This is a genomic window from Calothrix sp. NIES-2098 (assembly GCF_963875125.1).
Taxonomy (GTDB): domain Bacteria; phylum Cyanobacteriota; class Cyanobacteriia; order Cyanobacteriales; family Nostocaceae; genus Aulosira.
Genome location: NZ_CAWNKJ010000001.1, coordinates 5,180,356 through 5,200,777, shown reverse-complemented (window position 1 = coordinate 5,200,777; position 20,422 = coordinate 5,180,356). Strand labels below are relative to the sequence as shown.

Genomic DNA, 20,422 nt, shown 5'->3' with positions numbered 1-20,422 from the left:
GTTATCTACCCAGATAGTCTTATTGGCTACTTGGTTGTCTCTTGCATATTTAGCTTAGTTTGTAAAATTTATTTGATAAGCAACAAAATCAAATTGTAAATGCTCACACACTACTGGTATGAGAATTAAGTTACCTTGAAAGGTTAGATCTGCGATCGCTTTTGTAGTAGCAATACTACCTTTATCTTTAGTATGATGCAGCAAAACGCACCCTAAATCAATGCTGCAATCGCAATATCATACAGCTTTGCTTCAGGGGTTTGTGTTTAATGACAACGAGCGCGGCAGGATTCGAACCTGCGACCAACGGATTAGAAATCCGTGGCTCTATCCACTGAGCTACGCGCCCACTACAATATTATGGCTCCAAAAAGAGTCATCTATCCAATTATATCGTTTCCCTTACCAAGAAGCAATTGAAAATTGCAGATTTCCTGGTAGGAAGGCTAAGATGCTAGTCGCTGGTTAGTCAATGTACGCTAAAAACGAAATAAATGGACTATTTGTTAGATAGATTGTGTGGTCAATGGGTTATTTGAGTGTTGATATAAATCACGTTAGGGCGGGGTACTGTAGATTAGCCTCTTGCGATCGCGAGGTCAAGGTCTACAGTATGCTAGGTAATCGCACTCTTGGCGATGCTGTCAAATCGGATTATAGATCGCATATTGAGAACGCCCCTGTGAGGAGTTATTTGCTAGTGCCATGTTTATTCTCAAACGGCAGGATGTAGAAATATCAAGCATTCAGCACCCGAAGCGGGATCAGCCAATGCCAGTCCTCCACTATCAGGGGCAAACATTTCGCTTGATTAGTGTTTTTAAAGCTAGCCAAGAGGAAGAAGCTAGAGCCTTGTGGAGAGAATTAACCGATCAACGGGGTAAAGCCTGTGTTTTGCTGGAAGAACCCGATCGCTATAGCGTCTGGGGTAAAATCCGCTTAGAGCAGCTAGGTAGTGACACGGGTGGTCACGGCAAAGCAGGAGTTTATACTCAAGGCTGTATTTTGCTGTTGCAAGCTGTGTATGTAGACATTGAAGATTTTTTAGGTGCTAGGCAAGCAGCTTTATTTGAAAAAGATCTGGCGGAAATATTGCGGCAAAAGCAACTACCGCAAGCCTCTACACCAGAAGCAGTCAAATACTTGCTCAAGCAAGATCCACTAGATACAGCCAGCCTACCTGCTTGGCAAGAAAATCATGTGGTTATCTTTTTACAAGAACTCCATAAGCTAGGAAAAACCTATTTTGGCAATGCTAAATTTGCCCATCCAGTAGTCGATAGATTACAAGATATGCCAGATGGAGAGCGATCGCTGTTTATCACTTGGCTAAATCAATCTCCAATGAGTAAACTGTGGCAATAGCATAGACAGGGTGGGAAAAACTGTTGCCACGGATAGTTGCTCTAGGCATCTGATTGTGTATTGTTTGGCAGAGCAATTGACTACTTGGTTTTCAGATAAACTGCTTCCCACACAGTCATGCACGTCAAAATACTGCCAAAGTGCGTTTACATAGTCAAGTCCTATGAGTACCTCTTACGAAAAATCCTACAATTCTAAATCTATTTTCACAACAGGCAACATCGTCTTGCTTGGCATTGGCTGGGCTGTACTGGCACTGCTATACTTTTTATTGTTTAGTGCTAAAGTTCCAGGGCCAGATGGCATAGAAAGCCGAGCCGAGTGGTATGTAATTGGTACAAATATTTTTGAAGCCTTAGCTTACCTGGGTGCCAGTATCTTATGCTTGAGGAATTGGCGTAGTCCACAAATCGTCAGTGGGCGAAATGTTTGGCTCGCTATCGGCATAGGTATGGTGTCTTATTTCCTAGGGGGGATATTTTTCGGTTATACGGAAATAATCTTAAAAGAAGAACCGGATGTTTCTATTGGTGATGTGTTTTTTGTAGTAACTTATCTGTTTGTTGGTGCAGGTATGATTATGGCAGCGGCTCATAGGCGAATCAATCTCGAAAAATGGCAATGGCTAATTGTTTTAGCCATTGGCGTTTTTGGGAGTTTGCTAGCCTGGTGGATTTCTCTGCAACAAACAAAATCTTTAGATTTGCTAGGCACTGTTTTGAATTGGTTTTATGTCGTTAGCGATGTAGCTATTTTAATTATTGCCACCACTTTACTATTAGCCTTTTGGGGTGGAAGAGTTGCCCAATCTTGGAGAATGATTGCAGCCGCAGCCTTTTCGCTCTACATTGCAGATATGTGGTTTAAATACGCCACGAATTCGATTCCCAATTATCAAAGTGGAGAAATGTTAGAAGTGTTTTGGGTTTGGAGTGGAGTTCTCTTCGGCATGGGCGCTGTTTTAGAATATGACGCATCATTAAGCCGATCGCGGCGGGAGCGAGGAAAAAAACGAGCTTAGAAAAGATTTTTGGTATCTACCGTGAGAAAATTAACTGATTCTGACAAACAAGAAATTCTGAAGTTATATCGAGAAACTGCCGAAACCACCTCAACTTTGGCGGAACGCTATGACGTGAGTAACTCGACAATTAGCCGTTTGCTCAAAAGTACTCTGCCAGAAGACGAGTACGAGTACCTCGTTTCCTTAAAACGTGCAGCGAGAACTCCTGAAGGTAGAGCGCAGGTAAACTATGAGCAGTTACAGCTGTTGAGTCAGTCACAACCACAAAAAGAAATTCCCAGCAGCGATAACCGTTCCTTGGAGTTACCTGAGGTTGAGCCTGAGCCAGTCGTAGCAGAGTCCCCAGACGAAGATAGTAGAGAATCAACTCCCGCTATCAGACGGGTGCGGCGGCGCTCTTCAGCAGAGGCAAAACCGAAGCCTCCAGCAGCACAGCAGCTGGAAATTTTGCCTAAAAAGCCATCGGAAGCTCCCAGCATCCCCAGTCCGAAACTGCCGGAAATTGTCAGTATTCCTAGTCCTAAGCCACCGGAAGTCAATAGCGTTCCTATTCCCAAGCGGACAGAAATTCCGAGCATTTCTCCTCCCTTGTTGGATGATGAACCTTCACAAGCCAATGTCTTTGCCCAAATGCTTGGTGAAGACTTGCTTGATGAGTCAGAGGATTTGGACGATTTAGAGGACGATTTAGACGAAGAAGATGACTTCGAGGATGAGGATGAGGAAGATGATTTTGAGGAGCCAAGACCTCTAGTTACCAGACGTAGAGGTGAAGCACCAGTTCAGGTGTTGCCATTGTCTTCAGCGCACTTGCCCAAAACTTGTTATTTGGTGATCGACAGATCCTCAGAATTAATTACCCGACCGCTGAGAGACTTTGGTGATTTGGGGCAAATTCCTAGTTTGGAAACTCAGCAAAGAACTCTACCAGTGTTCGATAATCACCGCGTAGCCAAGCGCTTTTCTACCAAGCGCGATCGCGTGATTAAAGTGCCAGATAGTAAAATGCTGCACAAGGCTCGGACTCATCTCCAAGCTAAAGGCATCACGCGTCTGTTGATTGACGGTCAGGTGTATTCCTTATCTCCGGTTTAGATGTTATGGATATACCTACTGGCTATGGTGTAGTATTGGTAACTACTGCTAACGTCCAAGAGGCCGAAGCGATCGCAAATGCCCTTGTGGAAGCTAAACTTGCTGCTTGTGTGAGTTTGTTGCCAATCCACTCGATTTACACCTGGCAAGGGAAAAAGCACAAAGAAGATGAATGGCAGTTGCTAATTAAAACTGATTTGGCGCAATTTCCCACTTTAGAAGCCAAAATTCGGGAAATACACTCTTATGAAGTGTCCGAAATTATTGCTTTACCGATTGTTGCGGGTTCTCAACCCTACCTGCAATGGATTTCTGAACAAGTCAAGGGCGAGTAGTAAGTAATTCATCAAAAATACTGCCCCATCTTCTACATTTCTAGGAGATGGGGTGATTTATTAAATAATTTTGTGGCAAATTTAGCGATAAACAGCAGCAGCAAAACGGGTTGCCAAGTTAATAATGTCTTGTTTGCGAGCAATTTGATTAATCCATGCTTGGGGAATATTCTCCACCCCGTAGTAAATTCCTGCCAATCCACCAGTCACTGCTGCGGTGGTGTCGGTATCGCCACCTAAATTCACAGCTTTCAGTACAGCCTCAGAATAAGATGAGCTATTTAACAAACACCATAGCGATGCCTCTAGGGTATCAATTACGTAGCCACCAGAATTAATCTCTTCCACTGGTAGCTTGTCGATTTCACCACTGTAGATGCGGGCAAAATGGAGTTTTTCTAACAAATATTCCCGCACAGAATAAATTGTGTGAATTTTGTCTAAACTTTGTAAATAAGCTGTGTGCGGATCAGCCCCTTCTAGCAGGGCAGCAGCGATCGTAATATAAATACCACAGGCCATTTGCGATCGCGCATGGGCATGGGTAATTGCCGAAACATCATGTACCCGCGCAATTAATTCCGCGAAACTCAAGCTTTTGTGGTAGTAAGCCATTGGCAGAATTCTCATCAACGAACCATTGCCATTGGTATTTTCAATTTTTCCACCCGCTTCCCTAGGTAAAATACCCTGTTTCAAGCGCATAATCGCTGCATGGGTGGTATTGCCAATATCAAATAGTTCGCCACGGGGAGTCCAGTAAGCTTCCTTGTACCAGCGCCAAAAAGAATTGGCTATAGCATCCAACGAATAGCCTCTACAAAGACTCTCTGCCAAGCAAAACGTCAACGAACTGTCATCAGACCAAGTTCCTGGTGGTTGATTCCATGTGCCATACCCCACCATCTTCGTTACTGGAGATTTAACTCGTTCAGCGCGGCTAGTAAACTCCACTGGTACACCCAACGCATCACCGATACATAAACCCATCAATCCAGATAACGTTTTTGCAGCGGTTAGCATTATTCAGTCTCCATAGAAGTCTCCAAAATTTAACTTTATAGATTCTCCCTCAAGCTTGTTGCAATAGCTGCTACAACCTACTGTTTCATCCAGGGTAGAAATATTCTCAGCATGAGATTAATAGATGATTTTCTCTTACTATTTATTGTGCCAGTTTGAAAAGCGTCTACATTTGAGTAAAAAATACCGGATAACACAATACTAGGGCGTAATTATAGCTCTTGGATTTAAAGCTTAGATTGCTGAAATATTTGAATTTGTAAACATCAATTAGACCAAGTGTTTAGTAGCAAGGTTCGCGCACAAGGGAACTATTGATTTACTGAGTAGTCATTATTAAGTGTCAGCGCTCAAGCAATCTATGACAAAAGTCATGAGTAATTACGCTAGATAATTGCAACAACTAAGCGCTAACAAATGACACGGAAATCGCAGTAAAAATTGGCAATTAAACAGGAACATTTTCTTTGCATTTTCGACTTGTAATTTAACAGCAAAATACAATATTTGGTAAAAATTATGAAAGGTCTACTCAAGTCTTTTGTGACAATTTCTGCTTTGTCTTCTTTAGTAGTTGCGCCACTTTTTATAAATGCTGGTCAAGCTTCTGCTCAAACAAAAAATGGTACTGATGCTAGTTATATTGGTGCTGGCGTTGCAGGTGGAGTAACTAGTGGCGGACAAGTGGGTCAAGATGCTCAATTTGGTGGAAACTTAACAGGTCGTTTAAAATTAGGCCCCACTCCATTTTCTGCACGCACTCAAGTCCTCTTTACCGATCAAACGACTGCTATCATTCCCCAAGTTTCTGTAGACGCACCAATTGCTAAGGGAACCAACGTCTATTTAGGTGCAGGTTACTCTTTTGTGGAAAAAAATGGGAAACAAACTCCCCTAGGCGATAGAGATGGCGTAGCCCTAACTGCTGGTGTAGAATCTGAAGTCGCCAAAAACTTCCTGCTCTACAGCAATGCAACTTTGGGTATGAAAACATATCAAAATAGCCCTGCTTCTGCTGTCAGCATCCAAGGTGGTCTAGGTTATCGTTTTAGATAAAGCTACTCATTCGCGCACCGTATAGACGCGCAGAGGATGGGAAATAGGCATTCTTGTAGCGGGTAGGGAAGTCAGTTGTTTGTTCTAAAGTTCAAAATGTCATAGTTTAGTACAACCAGATATACTGGTATGCTGGTTTTGTTAAGTGCTGTATCACTAACAAAGCCAGCTTTTTGCCGTGTTAAAATTAAAATATTCCTCATAATTCCGACCGGATTTCCGGGGATCACCTAGCCGAACAGTGCTTTGTAATTTGCAGCTTCGGCGTCTACCGATGCCTTATTGAGAACAGTCTACAACTCTAATGGTTAAATCTCCTCCTTCCCCGATTGCTAGCCGTAAGCCTTCCAAAGTAGAAGGAATCAAGGAAAACAGTAATTTTTTGCGTGAACCTGTAGCCTCCGAAGTACTTCAGGATACGACTCACTTTAGCGAAAATGCAGTGCAGTTACTGAAGTTTCACGGATCTTATCAACAAGATAACCGCGATAATCGCGTCAAGGGGCAGGAGAAAGATTACCAGTTTATGCTGCGGACAAAAAATCCAGGTGGGTTAGTACCGCCGCAGCTGTATCTTGCTTTAGATAAGCTGGCTGATGAATATGGGAACCACACACTGCGGGCCACTACCCGTCAAGGATTTCAGCTGCATGGGATTTTAAAGAAAAATCTCAAAACTGCGATCGCTACTATTGTTAACAATTTAGGTTCCACTTTGGGCGCTTGTGGCGATGTCAACCGCAATGTCATGGCTCCCCCTGTACCTTGGAAGAATCGCTCAGACTACCAGTACGCTTGGGAATATGCCCAGAATATCGCTGATTTATTGTCACCCCAAACTGGTGCTTATTACGAAATCTGGTTAGATGGCGAAAAAGCAATTACCGCTGAAGAAAGCCCAGAAGTAAAAGCAGCCCGACAAAGCGATAGTAATGGGACATTAATCAACAATTCCGAAGAACCCCTCTATGGCACATACTATATGCCTCGCAAGTTTAAAGCTTGTGTGACAGTGCCAGGGGATAATTCTATTGATTTATATTCCCAAGACCTCACCTTAGTTGTCATTACCAATAAGAAAGGCAAACTAGAAGGATTTGACGTGTTTGCTGGTGGTGGCTTAGGGCGGACACACAACAAAGAAGAAACCTTCGCTAGGCTAGCAGATCCGATTGGCTATGTGGCAAAAGAAGATGTTTACGACATTGTTAAAGCTATTGTCGCCACTCAAAGAGATTATGGCGATCGCACTGACCGCCGTCACGCTAGATTAAAATATTTAATTCACGATTGGGGTGTTGAGAAGTTCCGCGCCAAGGTCGAAGAATATTTTGGCAAACCCATCGCCCCCTTCAAACCCCTGCCAGAATTTAAATACCACGATTTTCTGGGATGGCACGAACAAGGTGATGGCAAGCTGTTCTTGGGTATTTCCATTGATAACGGTCGGGTAAAGGACGAAGGTTCGTTTCAACTGAAAACCGCCTTAAGGGAAATTGTTGAGCAATTTAACCTACCCATCCGCCTCACACCCCACCAAAACCTGATTTTTTACGAAATTGCCCCAGAAGATAAACCCGCGATTCAAAAAATTCTCGATCGCTGTGGTATTATCTCCGATCCCAACCAAATTGCACCTCTAGAAAGGCTATCAATGGCTTGTCCGGCATTGCCAACTTGCGGTTTAGCAATTACTGAATCAGAACGGGCAATCCCAGGTATTTTAGAACGGATTACCACAGTTCTGAATAAAGTTGGTTTACAAAATGAGGAGTTTGTGGTAAGGATGACAGGCTGTCCTAATGGCTGCGCTCGTCCCTACATGGCGGAATTGGGTTTTGTTGGTAGTGCGCCGGAAAGTTACCAAGTATGGTTAGGCGGTTCGCCACATCAGACACGGTTAGCACAGCCTTACATGGAAAGGTTGCACCATAACGATTTGGAAACTCAGCTAGAGCCGATTTTTGTTTACTTTAAGCAGTCGAGAAAGCCTGAAGAAAGCTTTGGGGATTTTTGCGATCGCGTCGGTTTTGATGCTATCCGCGAGTTTGCTGCTAATTACGAAGCTCAAACTGTTGCATCGCCTGAAATTACAGACGATAGTGATGGCTTAGTTGAGACAATGGCAGATTCCAGAACCGTAGAAAGTGACGGTCAAGAAGTGGCGATTGCTAATACCACTATCGCCACTTATAAAACCCGCCGTCGTGTCAGCCTGCAACATGAGATTTATAACCAGCTCAAAACTGCTGCCACTAGCCAAGGTAGGCCGATGACTGAATTGGTAAATGAGGCACTAGAGGCTTATTTAAAAAATCTCTAGTTAGCAACTTCAACCACCGATAAACGCCGATAATTTATCAGTATTATCGGCGTTTTATCATCTCATGGCTCAACTACAAAGAATTGCGATCGCACCTTCTCAACTCCAACAAGGGCAAATTTCACTTACAAAAGAGCAACAACACTACCTAGCACGGGTGTTGCGGTTGCGTGAAGGCGATCGCTTTATTGCTATGGATGGTAGGGGTAAATGGTGGTTAACGCAGCTAGCAGGGGAGCAAGGGCAGGTTTTAGAAGACTTAGTGGTAGAAACAGAGTTACCTGTATCAATTACCCTGATGGTAGCTTTACCTAAAGGCAGTGGATTTGATGAAGTAGTACGGTGTTGTACTGAGTTGGGAGTAACAACTATTGCCCCAGTATTAAGCGATCGCACTCTACTGCAACCCAGCCCGCAAAAACTCGAACGCTGGCGGCGAATTGCGGCGGAAGCTGCGGAACAATCGGAACGTGCTTTTGTACCGACAATTTTAGAACCTGTAGCTTTTAGCCATAGTTTGTCCTTTGAAAACAGCCATAAATATATCTGTGAAGCCCGTGGTAACTTCCCACACTTAAAAAATTGCTTGCAGTACCAAGAACAAAAAGAACTAGTTATCGCCACTGGCCCAGAGGGAGGATGGACTCAACAAGAAATTGATAGTGCGATCGCGGCGGGATTTCAAGCCGTTTCCCTTGGTCGGCGCATTTTGCGAGCCGTAACAGCTCCTATTGTGGCTTTATCTTTAGTTACCGCAGCTTTAGAAGGCTAAAAAAAATTGATATCTGTGCTGTAGTCTCATCTTTTGCTTAACATCCTAACTTTGTACTGTTCTTTTATCAGCTGCATCATCGGTTTTTCAATCTGAAATGTAATTATAGTTGCCAACAATATAGTTACGAGCAAAGCAATACATATACTGATATTGGGATTAATGCCAATTTGATAACAGGTATGTATTATGGCATAGCCTATATTTTGATGAATCAAATATAAACTATAAGATATTGTTCCCATAAACAAAAGAGGTTTCTGATTTAAAAACCTCATTTTATTGTGTAATATCAGATGAAATATTAAAGTGCAACAGATAATAAATACAGTTTCTGCCCAAGAATATTGAAATTTAAAAATTAATATACAGCCAGCAATAATACTATATTTTTCTCTTGAGACTCCTTCTTTATATATTTTATAAAACATCATACCTATGAGAAATAAATTAGCAAATATTGATGAGCCATACTTCAGAAGCAATAAGGCTCCAATTCTTGTTTCAATAGATATAATTCCTTGCTTTTCTAAAAAAATAGTAATTGCCATTAATATCAGCCATATTATTGAAATATGATAGATATACTTTAATAGCCGCGTTTGATAGAGAATAAACATAATCAAATAAAAACAAAGCTCAATTCCTAAAGTCCAATAAACTCCATCGACATTAGGAACCTTGAAGAATAATTGGAACATCGAGAAGTTGATTAAGAAAGCATTCCAACTGATTTTATAATTAGGTAATTCAGCAATATTGACAATAGCGTATGTCAAAATCAAACAAGTCCAATACGCTGGATAAAGCCGCGAGAAACGTCCAACTATAAAGTCGAAGCCACTTTTAATTCTCTCAAGGCTCAGAAAGATTACAAAGCCACTAATTATAAAGAATAATTCAACACCGTGATAACCCTGAGGGAAGTACATTAAAACGCTATCTGAATGACCATACTTCTGGCTGTATCGAGTGGTGTAATGAAATAATACAACGCCTATGGCTGCAATTCCTCTGAGAACATCAATTTCCAGAAGTCTGTTCTTTGTATTCATTTAAAAAAATAGTGTACTTATTTTCAGTAATACACATTTTTTCTGAAATGTCGGTACTTTTATATAAGTTTTACAAAAAAAATAAACGCAAGTTACAGTAGTCACTTTTATCAATTTTCTCCCAAATTACCCTGATGACATACAAAGTACTTATCAGCTAAATAGCAGTTTTTTATTGATAAATTTTAAGTAAATTCACAATTGCCAATTTAATTGTATATAGTCAGTTTCTTAGCTTAGGTTCGCGAGATAAATTTGCAAATTTAGATTCTAAAAAGGCTGATCATCTTTGTATTAATAACTCCCATACAAATCAGAAGGTTGGCTAAACTTTGTAAGTCATGTTAACTTGAATAAACTCGTTCTGTTCTAGTATGTGGCTGATAACGTCGAGCTTATATTTTTGGATTTATTGGTATCGGATAACAATAAACAATATAGCTGTTTGGGCTTAATTTATGATTGAACAAGTTGCCACGGCTTTTGAGCGTAAAGACTATCACACTGCTGCTAAACTACTCAAACAGCTGCTAAAAGAATCTCCAGACAATCCTTGGGTGCAATTTTATCTGGGACGGCTGCATGAAGTATCCAAAAAGTTTCAAGATGCAGAAAAAATTTACCGACAACTGCTGCGAAGTACAACCAATACCAAAATATTGACGCAAGCACGTCAAGGTTTACAGCGAATTAAGGATATTGAGCAAGAAGCAAGACAAAGAGCTATTATCGAAGCAACAACGGAACCTAGTAATACAGAATTAGGCGTACTCGTCTTAGAACCTCTAAGTAATGAACTCAAAGCTCAAGCAGCTTCCAAATTTGCCCAGATTTTTCAAATTGACACCTATACTGCAAGGTTAACTTTACCAAGTCGCGGCTGGAAGTTATATCGCACTGGACAAATAGGAGAACTCAAATTTTACGGTACACAACTACAAAAAGCAGAGATTCCTTGTTTTTGGACAACAATTGCTACAATTCAACAAATTCAAGTTTATCAAGTTAATTACTTTGTAGAATCTGCCACTAATACCACTGTGATTTGCACTAACCAGACAAATCAACTTGGTTCATTAACCTTTAACTGGTCAGAAGTCAAAGCACGGGTAGCTGGTCTTTTACCGATTTTTGAGCAAGTTGTAGATGTTAATGTAAATCGCAAATTAGAACGCAAAACTCAAACCCAAGATTATGCGCAATTTTGCGATTTACTCCTACCTAGTAGGCGTTGTATTTTACGACTTTCTGATAAAAGCTATGAATTTCAGCAAGGGTTGGAAATTGCTCCTCAAACTAGCCAAAATACCATCAGAATCAATTGGAATCATTTACTAGAATGGCTGGAGCAGCAATTACCTCATGTCAAAGTCTGGTCAGATTTCACACCCTTTGCAGAGACAATATTAGACCAAACAGAAATGCTGGGTAACATCCAATCTCACATTCACCTCTTCCGTAGAGATAAGACTAATTGGGACCCAGCATTTCATTTATATAGCGGACTTGTATTTTCAAACCTCACCCATAACATAGATGGGGATAATTAGCGATACCCAATGCCTAAATTTAGCCAGGAGTTTTGACCTGACGCGCGAGATCTAAATAAGCACTCATATTAGCTCCTGGACGACGGCGACCGTTAGTGGTAGCAAATCCAGCAGCAACGTATTTGGGTGCAAAGGTGGTTTCTTTTGGAGCCTCTTTCACGACTTTGGCGGCTGCGGCTTTTTCATTTTTGCCAGGTTCAACCTTCAGACCTTCAGCTGTTTGGACTAGTGCTATATCTGCTGGTTTTGGCTCTTTAGCTGATTTCTTCTTCGACTTAGATGCAGCAGCTTTTGTACCGTTCAATGATTCTGGCTTGGATGGCGCAGGGGCCGCTGATGTAACTGTATCTGCTACTTTCTTAGCGCTATCTGTAACGGTTTCTGCTGCTTTCTTAGCACTATCTGTAACAGTTTCTGCCGCTTTCTTGGCACTGTCTGCTACTTCTTTTGCTGCCTCTTTAACAGCAGCTATTGGCTTTGCGTCCTTAGATTCATCTAGTTCCAAGAAGTAACCATTGCTTTTCTTATTTTTCCCTGGTAATAGTCCAGTCAGAAAACTGACAATTCCTGCAATCAACTTTTTGATAAAATCCATTACAATCTCTCCTGCCCTTTATATCTGAAATTTTGACCGTAATTGTTAAAAATTACGACATTATGTTACATTTTTTTACTTTGCGTTATCCAATTGAGGATGGCAACCACTATTAGGTTTGTACTTAATTAAGATTGTAGTAATAATACAGCGCAAGTCTTTTCCACTGATTTTTGCAAGCACTTGCAACCTGCATACAATACATACACCGAGAATTAATTATTAAATTTTACTGTAACTCAGGGCAAGATTCTGAAAGGTAGCGTAATAAAATTTAACAATTATTTATTTTCTAAATAGCGTTTGTTGGTAAAACACAGTAATTTGCTTTTACCCAGTAAAACGAGTGTCATAGGTTATTTATAAGTAACAATGGGACTCAGTTAAATTTTCTACAGCAATTATTCAGCAGAGATCTGGAGATGAACAGTAACAATCAGCAGCGCAATCCCGTGTTGTTAGTACATGGGATTGATGACACAGGGGCAGTTTTTTATAGAATGGGGAAATATTTAAAACAACTTGGTTGGTCTGTCTATGCCTTAGATTTAGTACCCAATAATGGTGCGCTAGGTCTGGATAAATTGGCAAAGCAGGTAGCAGATTATGTAGCCGCAGAATTTCCACCAGAACAACCACTGGATGTAGTTGGTTTCAGTATGGGTGGAATTGTCAGTCGTTACTATATCCAACGCCTTGAGGGAATTAAGCGCGTACAGCGGTTTATTACGATTTCTTCGCCCCACAATGGCACTGTAATTGCGTATGGTACTCAACGACCTGGTTGCGTGCAAATGCGCCCCAACAGCGCTTTTCTCAAAGATTTAAATTCTGATGTGGCGATGTTGCAGGAGCTAAATTTTACATCAATCTGGACACCTTACGATCTGATGATAGTGCCAGCCAAAAGTTCGCAACTACCAGTGGGAAAAGAGGTGGTGTTGCCTATAGCTTTACATCCCTGGATGCTTTCAGATGCTAGATGTTTGGCAATAGTAGCAGAAATATTAACAGAGCCGATTAAACGCGATCGCCAATTTGAGAATATTCAGAACTTCCAAAAATTGCCTCTGGGTGACGGTAATACTTAAACTCCATTAAGTTATAGAAAGGATCTTCTAAAAAGAAAGTGTGATGCTCTAAAGGCAAACCGACAAAGCGGTTTTTGGGTTCTTCTCGGAAAAGTAATTGGTGCTGTTGTGCCCTTTCTAGTAAATATTGCCAGTCTTGCTCTGTAGTAAAAACTAGCCCAAAGTGTCTGGGATAGATACCGCGTTGCGGCATCAATGGATCTTTGGTGACGTGAGCTACCAACTGATGACCGTACAAATTGAGAATTAAGGCGTGGGGGTTTTCGCGTCCGGGAATGCAGCCTAAGCCCTCAACATAATAAGCTTTTGTCTGAGGAATGTTGGTGACAGGAAAGGCAAGATGAAATAAAGTTTGGTTCATAAGTTTTTGCCTATACAATAATTATTCTTAATCGCCCGATCATACTAATTTTAAATAAAAGTCAAGAGTATAGTGATAGATCAATTTTGTAGTCAGGACATAAGTAGTGTATTGCTGACTACAAATTAACCAATATTCATCAAACAGAATACTAGCTTTATCCGGAAAGAGGACAAAAAATCTGTAATTCATGAATTATGGGGTCAAAAGGATTAAGCATCTAAGTGATAAATTCGCTATTGTGTTGATATTCAAGAAAAACTAATTGTGATGTATTGCTGATGCTCTCTTTCTTTGATTCTGCAAATCCTTGGTTGGTGGGAGTCGGATTAAACGCAATTTTGTTGGGTTTAGTTTGGATCGCTCCCAAAAAGCTGCTGACGCCAGCTGGATTATTCCACGCCTGGGTCTTAGGCGTGATTATTTGGGGAACATTGGGTTGGCAAGGGTATCTAGTAGTAGCATTCTATTTTCTGGTTGGTTCCGGGGTGACGCGCATCGGAATAGCCCAAAAGGAAGCCGAAGGGATTGCTGAAAAGCGTTCTGGTGCTAGAGGCCCGGAAAATGTTTGGGGTTCGGCGTTGACTGCGGCGCTGTGTGCTTTAGGAATTGGAATCTTAAATGCAGGATTATTTACTTCCATTCCTCAGTCTCTAGCCCTCAGTCTCAAATCTCTGCTTTTGTTGGGCTATGTGGCGAGTTTTAGCACCAAACTTTCCGATACTTGTGCGAGTGAGGTGGGTAAAGCATACGGTAAACGAACCTTTTTGATTACCACAATGCAACCAGTACCTCGCGGTACAGAAGGCGCAGTCAGTTTAGAGGGAACCTTAGCTGGGGTGGTGGCTTCTGTTGCGATCGCTCTTTTGGGTTGGGGAGTCGGTTTGATTGATTTTCTTGGGGTATTTTGGTGTGCGATCGCTGCTTTGATTGCTACCAGTTTAGAAAGTGTGATTGGTGCAACGCTGCAATCTAAATATACTTGGCTCACCAATGAACTAGTAAATATTGTTAATACATTCATCGGTGCGATCGCTGCTATGTTACTTGCTTTTACATGGGCAAGTTTGATTGTTTGATTTGGTCAAGAGTCAAAAGTCAAAAAGCAAGAGGCAATGGTCATTAGTTATTTCCCCTTGTCTTTCTTGTCGCTCATTTATCCTACTTTTTAAAGTTAGAAAGTTAATTTTTAAGGATTGTCATTTATCATTGCTCATTTGTAAAAGTGTTAGGGACTTTGACATTTTGAGTCTCTGTACTACCTCTAAAAGATATAAATATATGCAAGATTTTTAGAGAGGTAAAAGCTGAGTTTGTTAATTCCTTTCTCGCTGGCTACTGCGATCGATATTGAAAAATAATTTAGAAAATTTTTTTAGAATATTGATTTATGTGCCGAATTTAACCAATAATATTTAGCTATCTCTATATTATTACAACTATGGTCGTATAAATTATTAAACATTTTTCTAAGTAACAGGTTTATGGAATCTTTATCATTTTTAACTGTTGATAACCGACCGATTTCTATTGAACAGGCAGTAAAATATCTGCAAGCCTCTGGCAAATTGACGCAGTTTATTGGAGATATTATTCGCCAGTACATAATTGAGCAAGAAATCAGTACGCGAGACGATATTGATATCAGTTCGGCATTAACCGAACAGACAGTTATTGATTTTCGTCTCAAAAATAACCTAACTGAACCCCAAATTTTCCAAGAATGGTTAAAGAAAAATGGTACGGATTACGCTACATTTCACGCATCAATTGCCTTTGGCTTTAAATTAGAAAAACTGAAAGCTTTAGTAACAGAACCAAAACTCCCCGAATATTTTATTGAACGCAAAATCTATCTAGACAGGGTGGTACTTTCGAGGATTTTTGTTGATAATCGCGAACTCAGTGAAGAACTACAAACTCAAATCGAAGAAGGAGGTAGTTTTGAGCAATTAGCTAAAGAGTATTCACTAGCGGACGATCGCATTGTCAATGGGATGATGGGGCCAATTAGCCGGGGGACATTGCCAGATAAATTGAGGGCTGCGATTGATGCAGCAATTCCCGGACAAACGATCGGGCCAATAGAAATCGACGGACGTTATGGTTTGTTTCGAGTCGAACAATTTCTGCCAGCCTCTTTAGAAGATACTCAGCTAAAGCAAGCACTACAAAATGAGTTGTTTGAGAAATGGCTAGCAGAGAAAATTCAAAAGCTGACAGTCAAATTACAAGTGAAATAAAACTTCTGGATAATCAATATTTACGAATAAACGTGCTAGCTTCTGTACCGTGGAATCAACCGCCGCTATGCTGGCTGACGCCTGAACAACAATCCCAATTACAAAATCAGTCAGAAATTCGTCGGTATCGTCTTGGGGAAAAAATCTGGTCAACTAAAACTGGCGGTCATCAGTTTTTTATTGTCGCTGGTAAAGTTCGCTTGCGAGAAGAAGATGTTGGCAAACCACTAGCAGCTTTACAACCAGGAGATTGGTTTGGTGACTTACAAAAGTTATCTGTAGAGTGCAAAGCTGTAGCTGCTAGTAAAGAAGTCATCGTAGTGTGCTGGGAGACAGCACTGTGGACAGAAGTTTTAACGCCAGAAATGGAAAGCTTCTGGCAAGGTTCGCAAGATGAAGGGGAGGAGGCAGAAGAGGCAGAGGGGCAGGGAGCCGGGAGCAAGGGAGCATTATCTTCCTTATCCCCCTTGTCTTCCTTGTCTTCCTTGTCCCCCAGTCCCCAAACTTCACTCCCCAGTCCTAGCTCACAATCACCCACGCCAACAATCTCTAATTATCCTTTCGTTGCGAGTTGGAATACAGCTGCCGCTTGTTTAACAATGGTGGCGCAACATTTGGATAATGCAGTGAAACTGGAATGGGTACAACGTCAACTCAGAGGACAACGCCCCAAAAATGTTGTCGAAGCAGCAGAAAAGTTAGGCTTGGTGTTGCAGCGATTGCAAATCAGTTGGAGCGATTTGCGACAGTTGTCATTTCCAGCTTTAATGCAGTGGAATTCTGACGCACAATCGGCTCCTACCTGGGTAGTGGCTTATGGAGTGAAAGGCGATCGCCTAATTATAGCTAATCCCCTCAATACCGATCGCACTTGCGAAAGTCTCCCCCAATCAGTGGTTGAAGCTGCTTGGGATGGGCAAATGTGGCAAGTAGAACTCATCTCCACGCAAGAAAAATTTAACCTCAGTTGGTTTACCCCCGCAGTTTGGAAATATCGGGGATTACTAGGTGAAGTCTTGTTTGCGTCTTTGACGTTGCAGTTTTTGGGATTAGCGACACCGCTAATTACTCAAGTTGTCATCGATAAAGTCATGGTACAGGAGAGTTTACCGACTCTCGATGTCATGGCGATCGCACTTTTACTCGTTGCCATATTTGAAGCTGTACTCGGAATTCTGCGTCTATTTATCTTCACCCATACAGCACGGCGTTTAGATTTAAGTTTATCGGCACAGCTATTTCGCCACTTAATGCGTTTGCCTTTAGCTTATTTTGAGTCGCGGCGCGTCGGGGACACAGTAGCTAGAGTTCAAGAACTCGAACAAATCCGCCAGTTTCTTACAGGTACAGCCTTAACGGTGATTTTGGATAGCATCTTTGCTGTGGTGTATTTAGCATTGATGTTTTATTACAATATCCCTCTCACCTTTGTGGCGTTGGCAGTACTACCACTATTTGCAACTTTAACGATAGTTGCGACACCAATTCTGCGCGGTTGGCTGAACGAAACCTTTAACCGCAGTGCTGATAGTCAATCATTTTTGGTAGAGACCGTTACCGGGATACACTCAGTTAAAGCCCATGCAGCCGAACCAGTAGCACGCGATCGCTGGGAAGGCTTATTTGCTCGCTTCATTCGCACCAGTTTCAAAGCTTCTACCACCTCAAATATCAGCAGCAATCTCGGTGACTTTCTTACTAATTTTTCGACATTATTAATTCTCTGGTTTGGAGCCAAATTAGTTATCGATCACAAACTAACTATCGGGCAACTGGTAGCTTTTCAAATGTTGTCGGGAAGAGTCACCGGGCCATTGTTACGTTTAGTGCAGTTGTGGCAAAATCTGCAACAAGTTCTCCTTTCAGTAGACAGAATTGGTGATATTCTCAATGTTGCTCCCGAAGCAGAACCAGGAACAGGTTTAGTTTTACCTGCATTGAACGGACAAATCACTTTTGAGCAAGTATTTTTCCGCTATCAAGCAAGTACCGAACCAGTTTTACGGGGTATATCTTTTAATGTTGAACCAGGGCAATTTGTCGGGATTGTGGGACGCAGTGGTTCAGGTAAAAGTACCCTTTCTAAATTATTGCAACGCCTTTATCAAATTGAATCAGGACGCATTTTAATAGATGGTTTTGATATAAAAAGTGCTGATTTAGCTTCTCTCAGACAACAAATTGGTGTCGTTCTCCAAGAAGACTTTTTATTCAACGGTTCAATATTAGAAAATATCACTCTGGGAAATCCTGATATTACCGCAGAACAAGTAGTAGAAGCTGCAAGACTAGCTGTAGCCCATGACTTCATTAGTCAATTACCCTACGGTTACGAAACCAACGTGGGCGAACGCGGTACAGCTTTATCTGGCGGACAAAGACAACGGATAGCCTTAGCGCGGTTGTTCCTTTCTTCTGCACCAATTTTAATTTTGGATGAAGCTACCAGCGCTTTAGATAGTGAAACCGAACAGCAAGTGCTGCAAAATCTACAAAAAATTTCTGCCAACCGCACCGTTTTTCTGATTGCACACCGTTTTGCTCCCCTGAAACGTGCGGATTTAATTTTGGTAATGGAACAAGGCGTAATTGCGGAACGCGGTACACATCAGCAATTGTTGCAACAAAAGGGATTGTACTGGTCACTTTATCAACGGCAACAGGCGAATATTTAGTAATTGAGAACAATATCGGTCGTAGGGGCACGGCATCCACCATTGGTGTCAACTTAACGTGAAACTCTCTGTGTGATAACATTTTGCCCTCACCCCCAGCCCCTCTCCCGCAGGAGAGGGGAGATAGAGATTAAAATCCCCTTCTCCTGTGGGAGAAGGGGTTTGGGGATGAGGGTGTGGAGGATTTGTACAACGCTTGCCCGATATAGCTTTCAGCTTAAGTTGACACCAATGGGCATCCACAATCTTCTGGCATATCAAATATCTTACTGGTGCCGTGCCCCTACAGTTACAACTCGCACCTGGTTTGCTGCAATATCAGCTTCGGCTTTGGCGATTAGTTTATCTAATTTTCCCGATACCAAATCAGTTTCGATTTGTTGATCCCACATTTGTTCTAAATATTCTTCCAGCCAAGCAGCTAGATGACGAATATCATTTTCCGGTAATTTTTTGATAGCAGCTTCGATTTCTGGCAAAGTACTCATATTTGAGTCTATACCTCAATATTTTCATTAATATTATAGTTTTAGCCAAACAACTTAAACTGTGTAGCGGCTATCTTAAAAGTTAAGCGATCGCCTTACTCAATTAGGACTTACGCAATTGGCACAAATAGCAGGCAGGGCAAAGCCCTGACACGCGACAATATAAATCAAACCAAGCACATAAAAATACTTGGGCGCTTCAGTTGCTGAATTAAATAATTAGAAAGCAAGTTATGCTTGATTTGATAGATAGTTTTGCCAGTTCTATAGGCTAAATTCTTTAACCTAACCCAAACCAACATTGCACAAGCAATATGATTTCTTTGGAGTCTAGCTTTCCGACACTGGCAAGATTCAATGCCAGTTAGTTGTTTAATTTCCCTGTGAAACTCCTCTATTTTCCAACGAATTTTACACACCTGTTGTACAACATCCGTGGAACTTTGAGATAAATCGTTAGTGGCGACATAATCCGTTCTGTTGGTAGAAACAGTAACCCGGAATAGTTTCACTTTTTTATTAGCTGGGAATCCTTTAATTTTTATGATTTTACCACAGTCTAATTCTTCTTGGTTCCATTCTAATAATTCAATCCGTTTATATTTTTCTTGACCAAATGTATCATCAACTAAACGATTATTTTTTAAAGGGCAATAATAAATTTTGTCTAAGCTATCAATATATAGCATTAAACTGTGTACCGCATACCATGTATCCATCAAAACAGTATCAAATGGTAAAAGCTTATGATACACAAGGTTTTGGAGCATATCTTTCACATGGTCTATCTTGGTTTTCCCATCGACATCAGGATTAAAAATTCGATAATCTATGACCCAAAATCTTTGAAGTGTAGGGTTGACATACACGCAGCTAACTACACCAATGCCTTTCAGGACACCATGCTCATTACCACTATATTGTCTTCTGACTATTTCTATTTCTTCAGAATACTTTTTATCTAAAACGCTATCATCAAATATGATGTAACCATTTTCATCAGACTCAACGACCTCTTTCACGTTATCCCATAGTAAACGAGGTGTTAATTTTTCGGTTTTCAAATAATAGTTAATTGCGTCATGACTAATACTCTCTAAATGCTCTGCCAAATTGGTAATTGTATAATTAATTTGACTACTTAATAAATATTGGCAGTAATTAAGCTTAGTAAATCTCATTACCCTTAGCGAAATTTATCTAATATAACCTCTACCTATTTTCTCACGAATATTTCGATAGTACTTCCAAGACAGCGACTTCTATTACGAAGGCAAAGCTTTCAAAATCAGATTTAATTAATACATATGTACTATGAACTAACGATCGCATTGTGCCAGTTGCGTAAGTCCTGTCAATTATTCAGGCGAT

At 41.1% G+C, this 20,422-nt stretch carries 19 protein-coding genes and 1 tRNA gene; 12 read left to right on the top strand and 8 right to left on the bottom strand.

Going from position 1 to position 20,422, the window contains the following annotated elements:
- Nucleotides 1-54: 54 nt before the first annotated feature.
- Both AACU33_RS21875 and AACU33_RS21870 read right to left on the bottom strand, forming a co-directional pair.
- Entirely contained in the window at nucleotides 55-204 is a 150-nt protein-coding gene (locus tag AACU33_RS21875; RefSeq protein ID WP_339376201.1) for a hypothetical protein, read from the bottom strand.
- A gap of 72 nt (nucleotides 205-276) precedes the next feature.
- A tRNA-Arg gene (locus AACU33_RS21870) sits at nucleotides 277-349 on the bottom strand.
- Nucleotides 350-705: 356 nt separating this feature from the next.
- On the opposite strand from AACU33_RS21870, the gene AACU33_RS21865 reads away from it, so the two are divergent.
- The 4 genes from AACU33_RS21865 (at nucleotide 706) to cutA (ending at nucleotide 3,819) form a co-directional block, all read left to right on the top strand.
- The gene (locus AACU33_RS21865) at nucleotides 706-1,365 is read left to right on the top strand and encodes an Npun_F0813 family protein (RefSeq protein ID WP_096590641.1); all 660 of its coding nucleotides are present in this window, start codon (nucleotides 706-708) and stop codon (nucleotides 1,363-1,365) included.
- A 163-nt stretch (nucleotides 1,366-1,528) separates the two neighbouring features.
- On the top strand, nucleotides 1,529-2,386 hold the full coding sequence (locus AACU33_RS21860; RefSeq protein WP_096590640.1) for a hypothetical protein: 858 nt from the start codon (nucleotides 1,529-1,531) through the stop codon (nucleotides 2,384-2,386).
- A 21-nt stretch (nucleotides 2,387-2,407) separates the two neighbouring features.
- On the top strand, nucleotides 2,408-3,484 hold the full coding sequence (locus tag AACU33_RS21855; RefSeq protein WP_096590639.1) for a transposase: 1,077 nt from the start codon (nucleotides 2,408-2,410) through the stop codon (nucleotides 3,482-3,484).
- A gap of 5 nt (nucleotides 3,485-3,489) precedes the next feature.
- A complete protein-coding gene (gene cutA, locus AACU33_RS21850) occupies nucleotides 3,490-3,819 on the top strand; it encodes a divalent-cation tolerance protein CutA (RefSeq protein ID WP_096590638.1) in 330 nt (109 codons plus the stop codon).
- A gap of 81 nt (nucleotides 3,820-3,900) precedes the next feature.
- Here cutA and AACU33_RS21845 read toward each other — a convergent pair whose 3' ends face one another.
- The gene (locus tag AACU33_RS21845; protein WP_096590637.1) at nucleotides 3,901-4,842 is read right to left on the bottom strand and encodes an ADP-ribosylglycohydrolase family protein; all 942 of its coding nucleotides are present in this window, start codon (nucleotides 4,840-4,842) and stop codon (nucleotides 3,901-3,903) included.
- A 519-nt stretch (nucleotides 4,843-5,361) separates the two neighbouring features.
- On the opposite strand from AACU33_RS21845, the gene AACU33_RS21840 reads away from it, so the two are divergent.
- From AACU33_RS21840 to AACU33_RS21830, 3 genes are all read left to right on the top strand, one after another.
- Nucleotides 5,362-5,898, top strand: coding sequence for a hypothetical protein (locus tag AACU33_RS21840; protein ID WP_096590636.1), 537 nt, complete (start codon nucleotides 5,362-5,364; stop codon nucleotides 5,896-5,898).
- A 304-nt stretch (nucleotides 5,899-6,202) separates the two neighbouring features.
- Nucleotides 6,203-8,221, top strand: a complete 2,019-nt coding sequence (sir, locus tag AACU33_RS21835; protein WP_096590635.1) for a sulfite reductase, ferredoxin dependent — start codon at nucleotides 6,203-6,205, stop codon at nucleotides 8,219-8,221.
- A 64-nt stretch (nucleotides 8,222-8,285) separates the two neighbouring features.
- Nucleotides 8,286-8,993 carry a 16S rRNA (uracil(1498)-N(3))-methyltransferase gene (locus AACU33_RS21830; protein WP_096590634.1) on the top strand — a complete coding sequence of 236 codons (708 nt, stop codon included), beginning with the start codon at nucleotides 8,286-8,288 and terminating at the stop codon, nucleotides 8,991-8,993.
- A 26-nt stretch (nucleotides 8,994-9,019) separates the two neighbouring features.
- Here the strand turns inward: AACU33_RS21830 and AACU33_RS21825 are convergent, their stop codons facing one another.
- The gene (locus AACU33_RS21825) at nucleotides 9,020-10,048 is read right to left on the bottom strand and encodes an acyltransferase family protein (RefSeq protein ID WP_096590633.1); all 1,029 of its coding nucleotides are present in this window, start codon (nucleotides 10,046-10,048) and stop codon (nucleotides 9,020-9,022) included.
- Between the two features lie 458 nt (nucleotides 10,049-10,506).
- Here AACU33_RS21825 and AACU33_RS21820 point away from each other — a divergent pair, with 458 nt between their 5' ends.
- Nucleotides 10,507-11,598: a tetratricopeptide repeat protein gene (locus tag AACU33_RS21820; protein ID WP_096590632.1), complete on the top strand. Its 1,092-nt coding sequence runs from the start codon at nucleotides 10,507-10,509 to the stop codon at nucleotides 11,596-11,598.
- 19 nt (nucleotides 11,599-11,617) lie between these two features.
- Here the strand turns inward: AACU33_RS21820 and AACU33_RS21815 are convergent, their stop codons facing one another.
- The gene (locus tag AACU33_RS21815) at nucleotides 11,618-12,193 is read right to left on the bottom strand and encodes a hypothetical protein (RefSeq protein WP_096590631.1); all 576 of its coding nucleotides are present in this window, start codon (nucleotides 12,191-12,193) and stop codon (nucleotides 11,618-11,620) included.
- 422 nt (nucleotides 12,194-12,615) lie between these two features.
- Between AACU33_RS21815 and AACU33_RS21810 the strand changes: the two genes are divergently transcribed.
- Nucleotides 12,616-13,284 carry an esterase/lipase family protein gene (locus tag AACU33_RS21810; RefSeq protein ID WP_096590630.1) on the top strand — a complete coding sequence of 223 codons (669 nt, stop codon included), beginning with the start codon at nucleotides 12,616-12,618 and terminating at the stop codon, nucleotides 13,282-13,284.
- Here AACU33_RS21810 and AACU33_RS21805 read toward each other — a convergent pair.
- Nucleotides 13,214-13,645, bottom strand: coding sequence for a VOC family protein (locus AACU33_RS21805; protein WP_096590629.1), 432 nt, complete (start codon nucleotides 13,643-13,645; stop codon nucleotides 13,214-13,216). The genes AACU33_RS21810 and AACU33_RS21805 overlap by 71 nt on opposite strands.
- Before the next feature lie 281 nt (nucleotides 13,646-13,926).
- On the opposite strand from AACU33_RS21805, the gene AACU33_RS21800 reads away from it, so the two are divergent.
- From AACU33_RS21800 to AACU33_RS21790, 3 genes are all read left to right on the top strand, one after another.
- On the top strand, nucleotides 13,927-14,724 hold the full coding sequence (locus tag AACU33_RS21800) for a TIGR00297 family protein (protein WP_096590628.1): 798 nt from the start codon (nucleotides 13,927-13,929) through the stop codon (nucleotides 14,722-14,724).
- 405 nt (nucleotides 14,725-15,129) lie between these two features.
- Complete coding sequence (locus AACU33_RS21795; protein ID WP_096590627.1) at nucleotides 15,130-15,888, top strand: peptidylprolyl isomerase; 759 nt, start codon at nucleotides 15,130-15,132, stop codon at nucleotides 15,886-15,888.
- A complete protein-coding gene (locus AACU33_RS21790; protein WP_096590626.1) occupies nucleotides 15,837-18,563 on the top strand; it encodes a peptidase domain-containing ABC transporter in 2,727 nt (908 codons plus the stop codon). The genes AACU33_RS21795 and AACU33_RS21790 overlap by 52 nt, the downstream gene beginning before the upstream one ends.
- 266 nt (nucleotides 18,564-18,829) lie before the next feature.
- Here the strand turns inward: AACU33_RS21790 and AACU33_RS21785 are convergent, their stop codons facing one another.
- The gene (locus AACU33_RS21785) at nucleotides 18,830-19,051 is read right to left on the bottom strand and encodes a hypothetical protein (RefSeq protein ID WP_096590625.1); all 222 of its coding nucleotides are present in this window, start codon (nucleotides 19,049-19,051) and stop codon (nucleotides 18,830-18,832) included.
- Nucleotides 19,052-19,218: 167 nt separating this feature from the next.
- Nucleotides 19,219-20,232: an IS701 family transposase gene (locus tag AACU33_RS21780; RefSeq protein ID WP_096586464.1), complete on the bottom strand. Its 1,014-nt coding sequence runs from the start codon at nucleotides 20,230-20,232 to the stop codon at nucleotides 19,219-19,221.
- Nucleotides 20,233-20,422 lie beyond the last annotated feature (190 nt).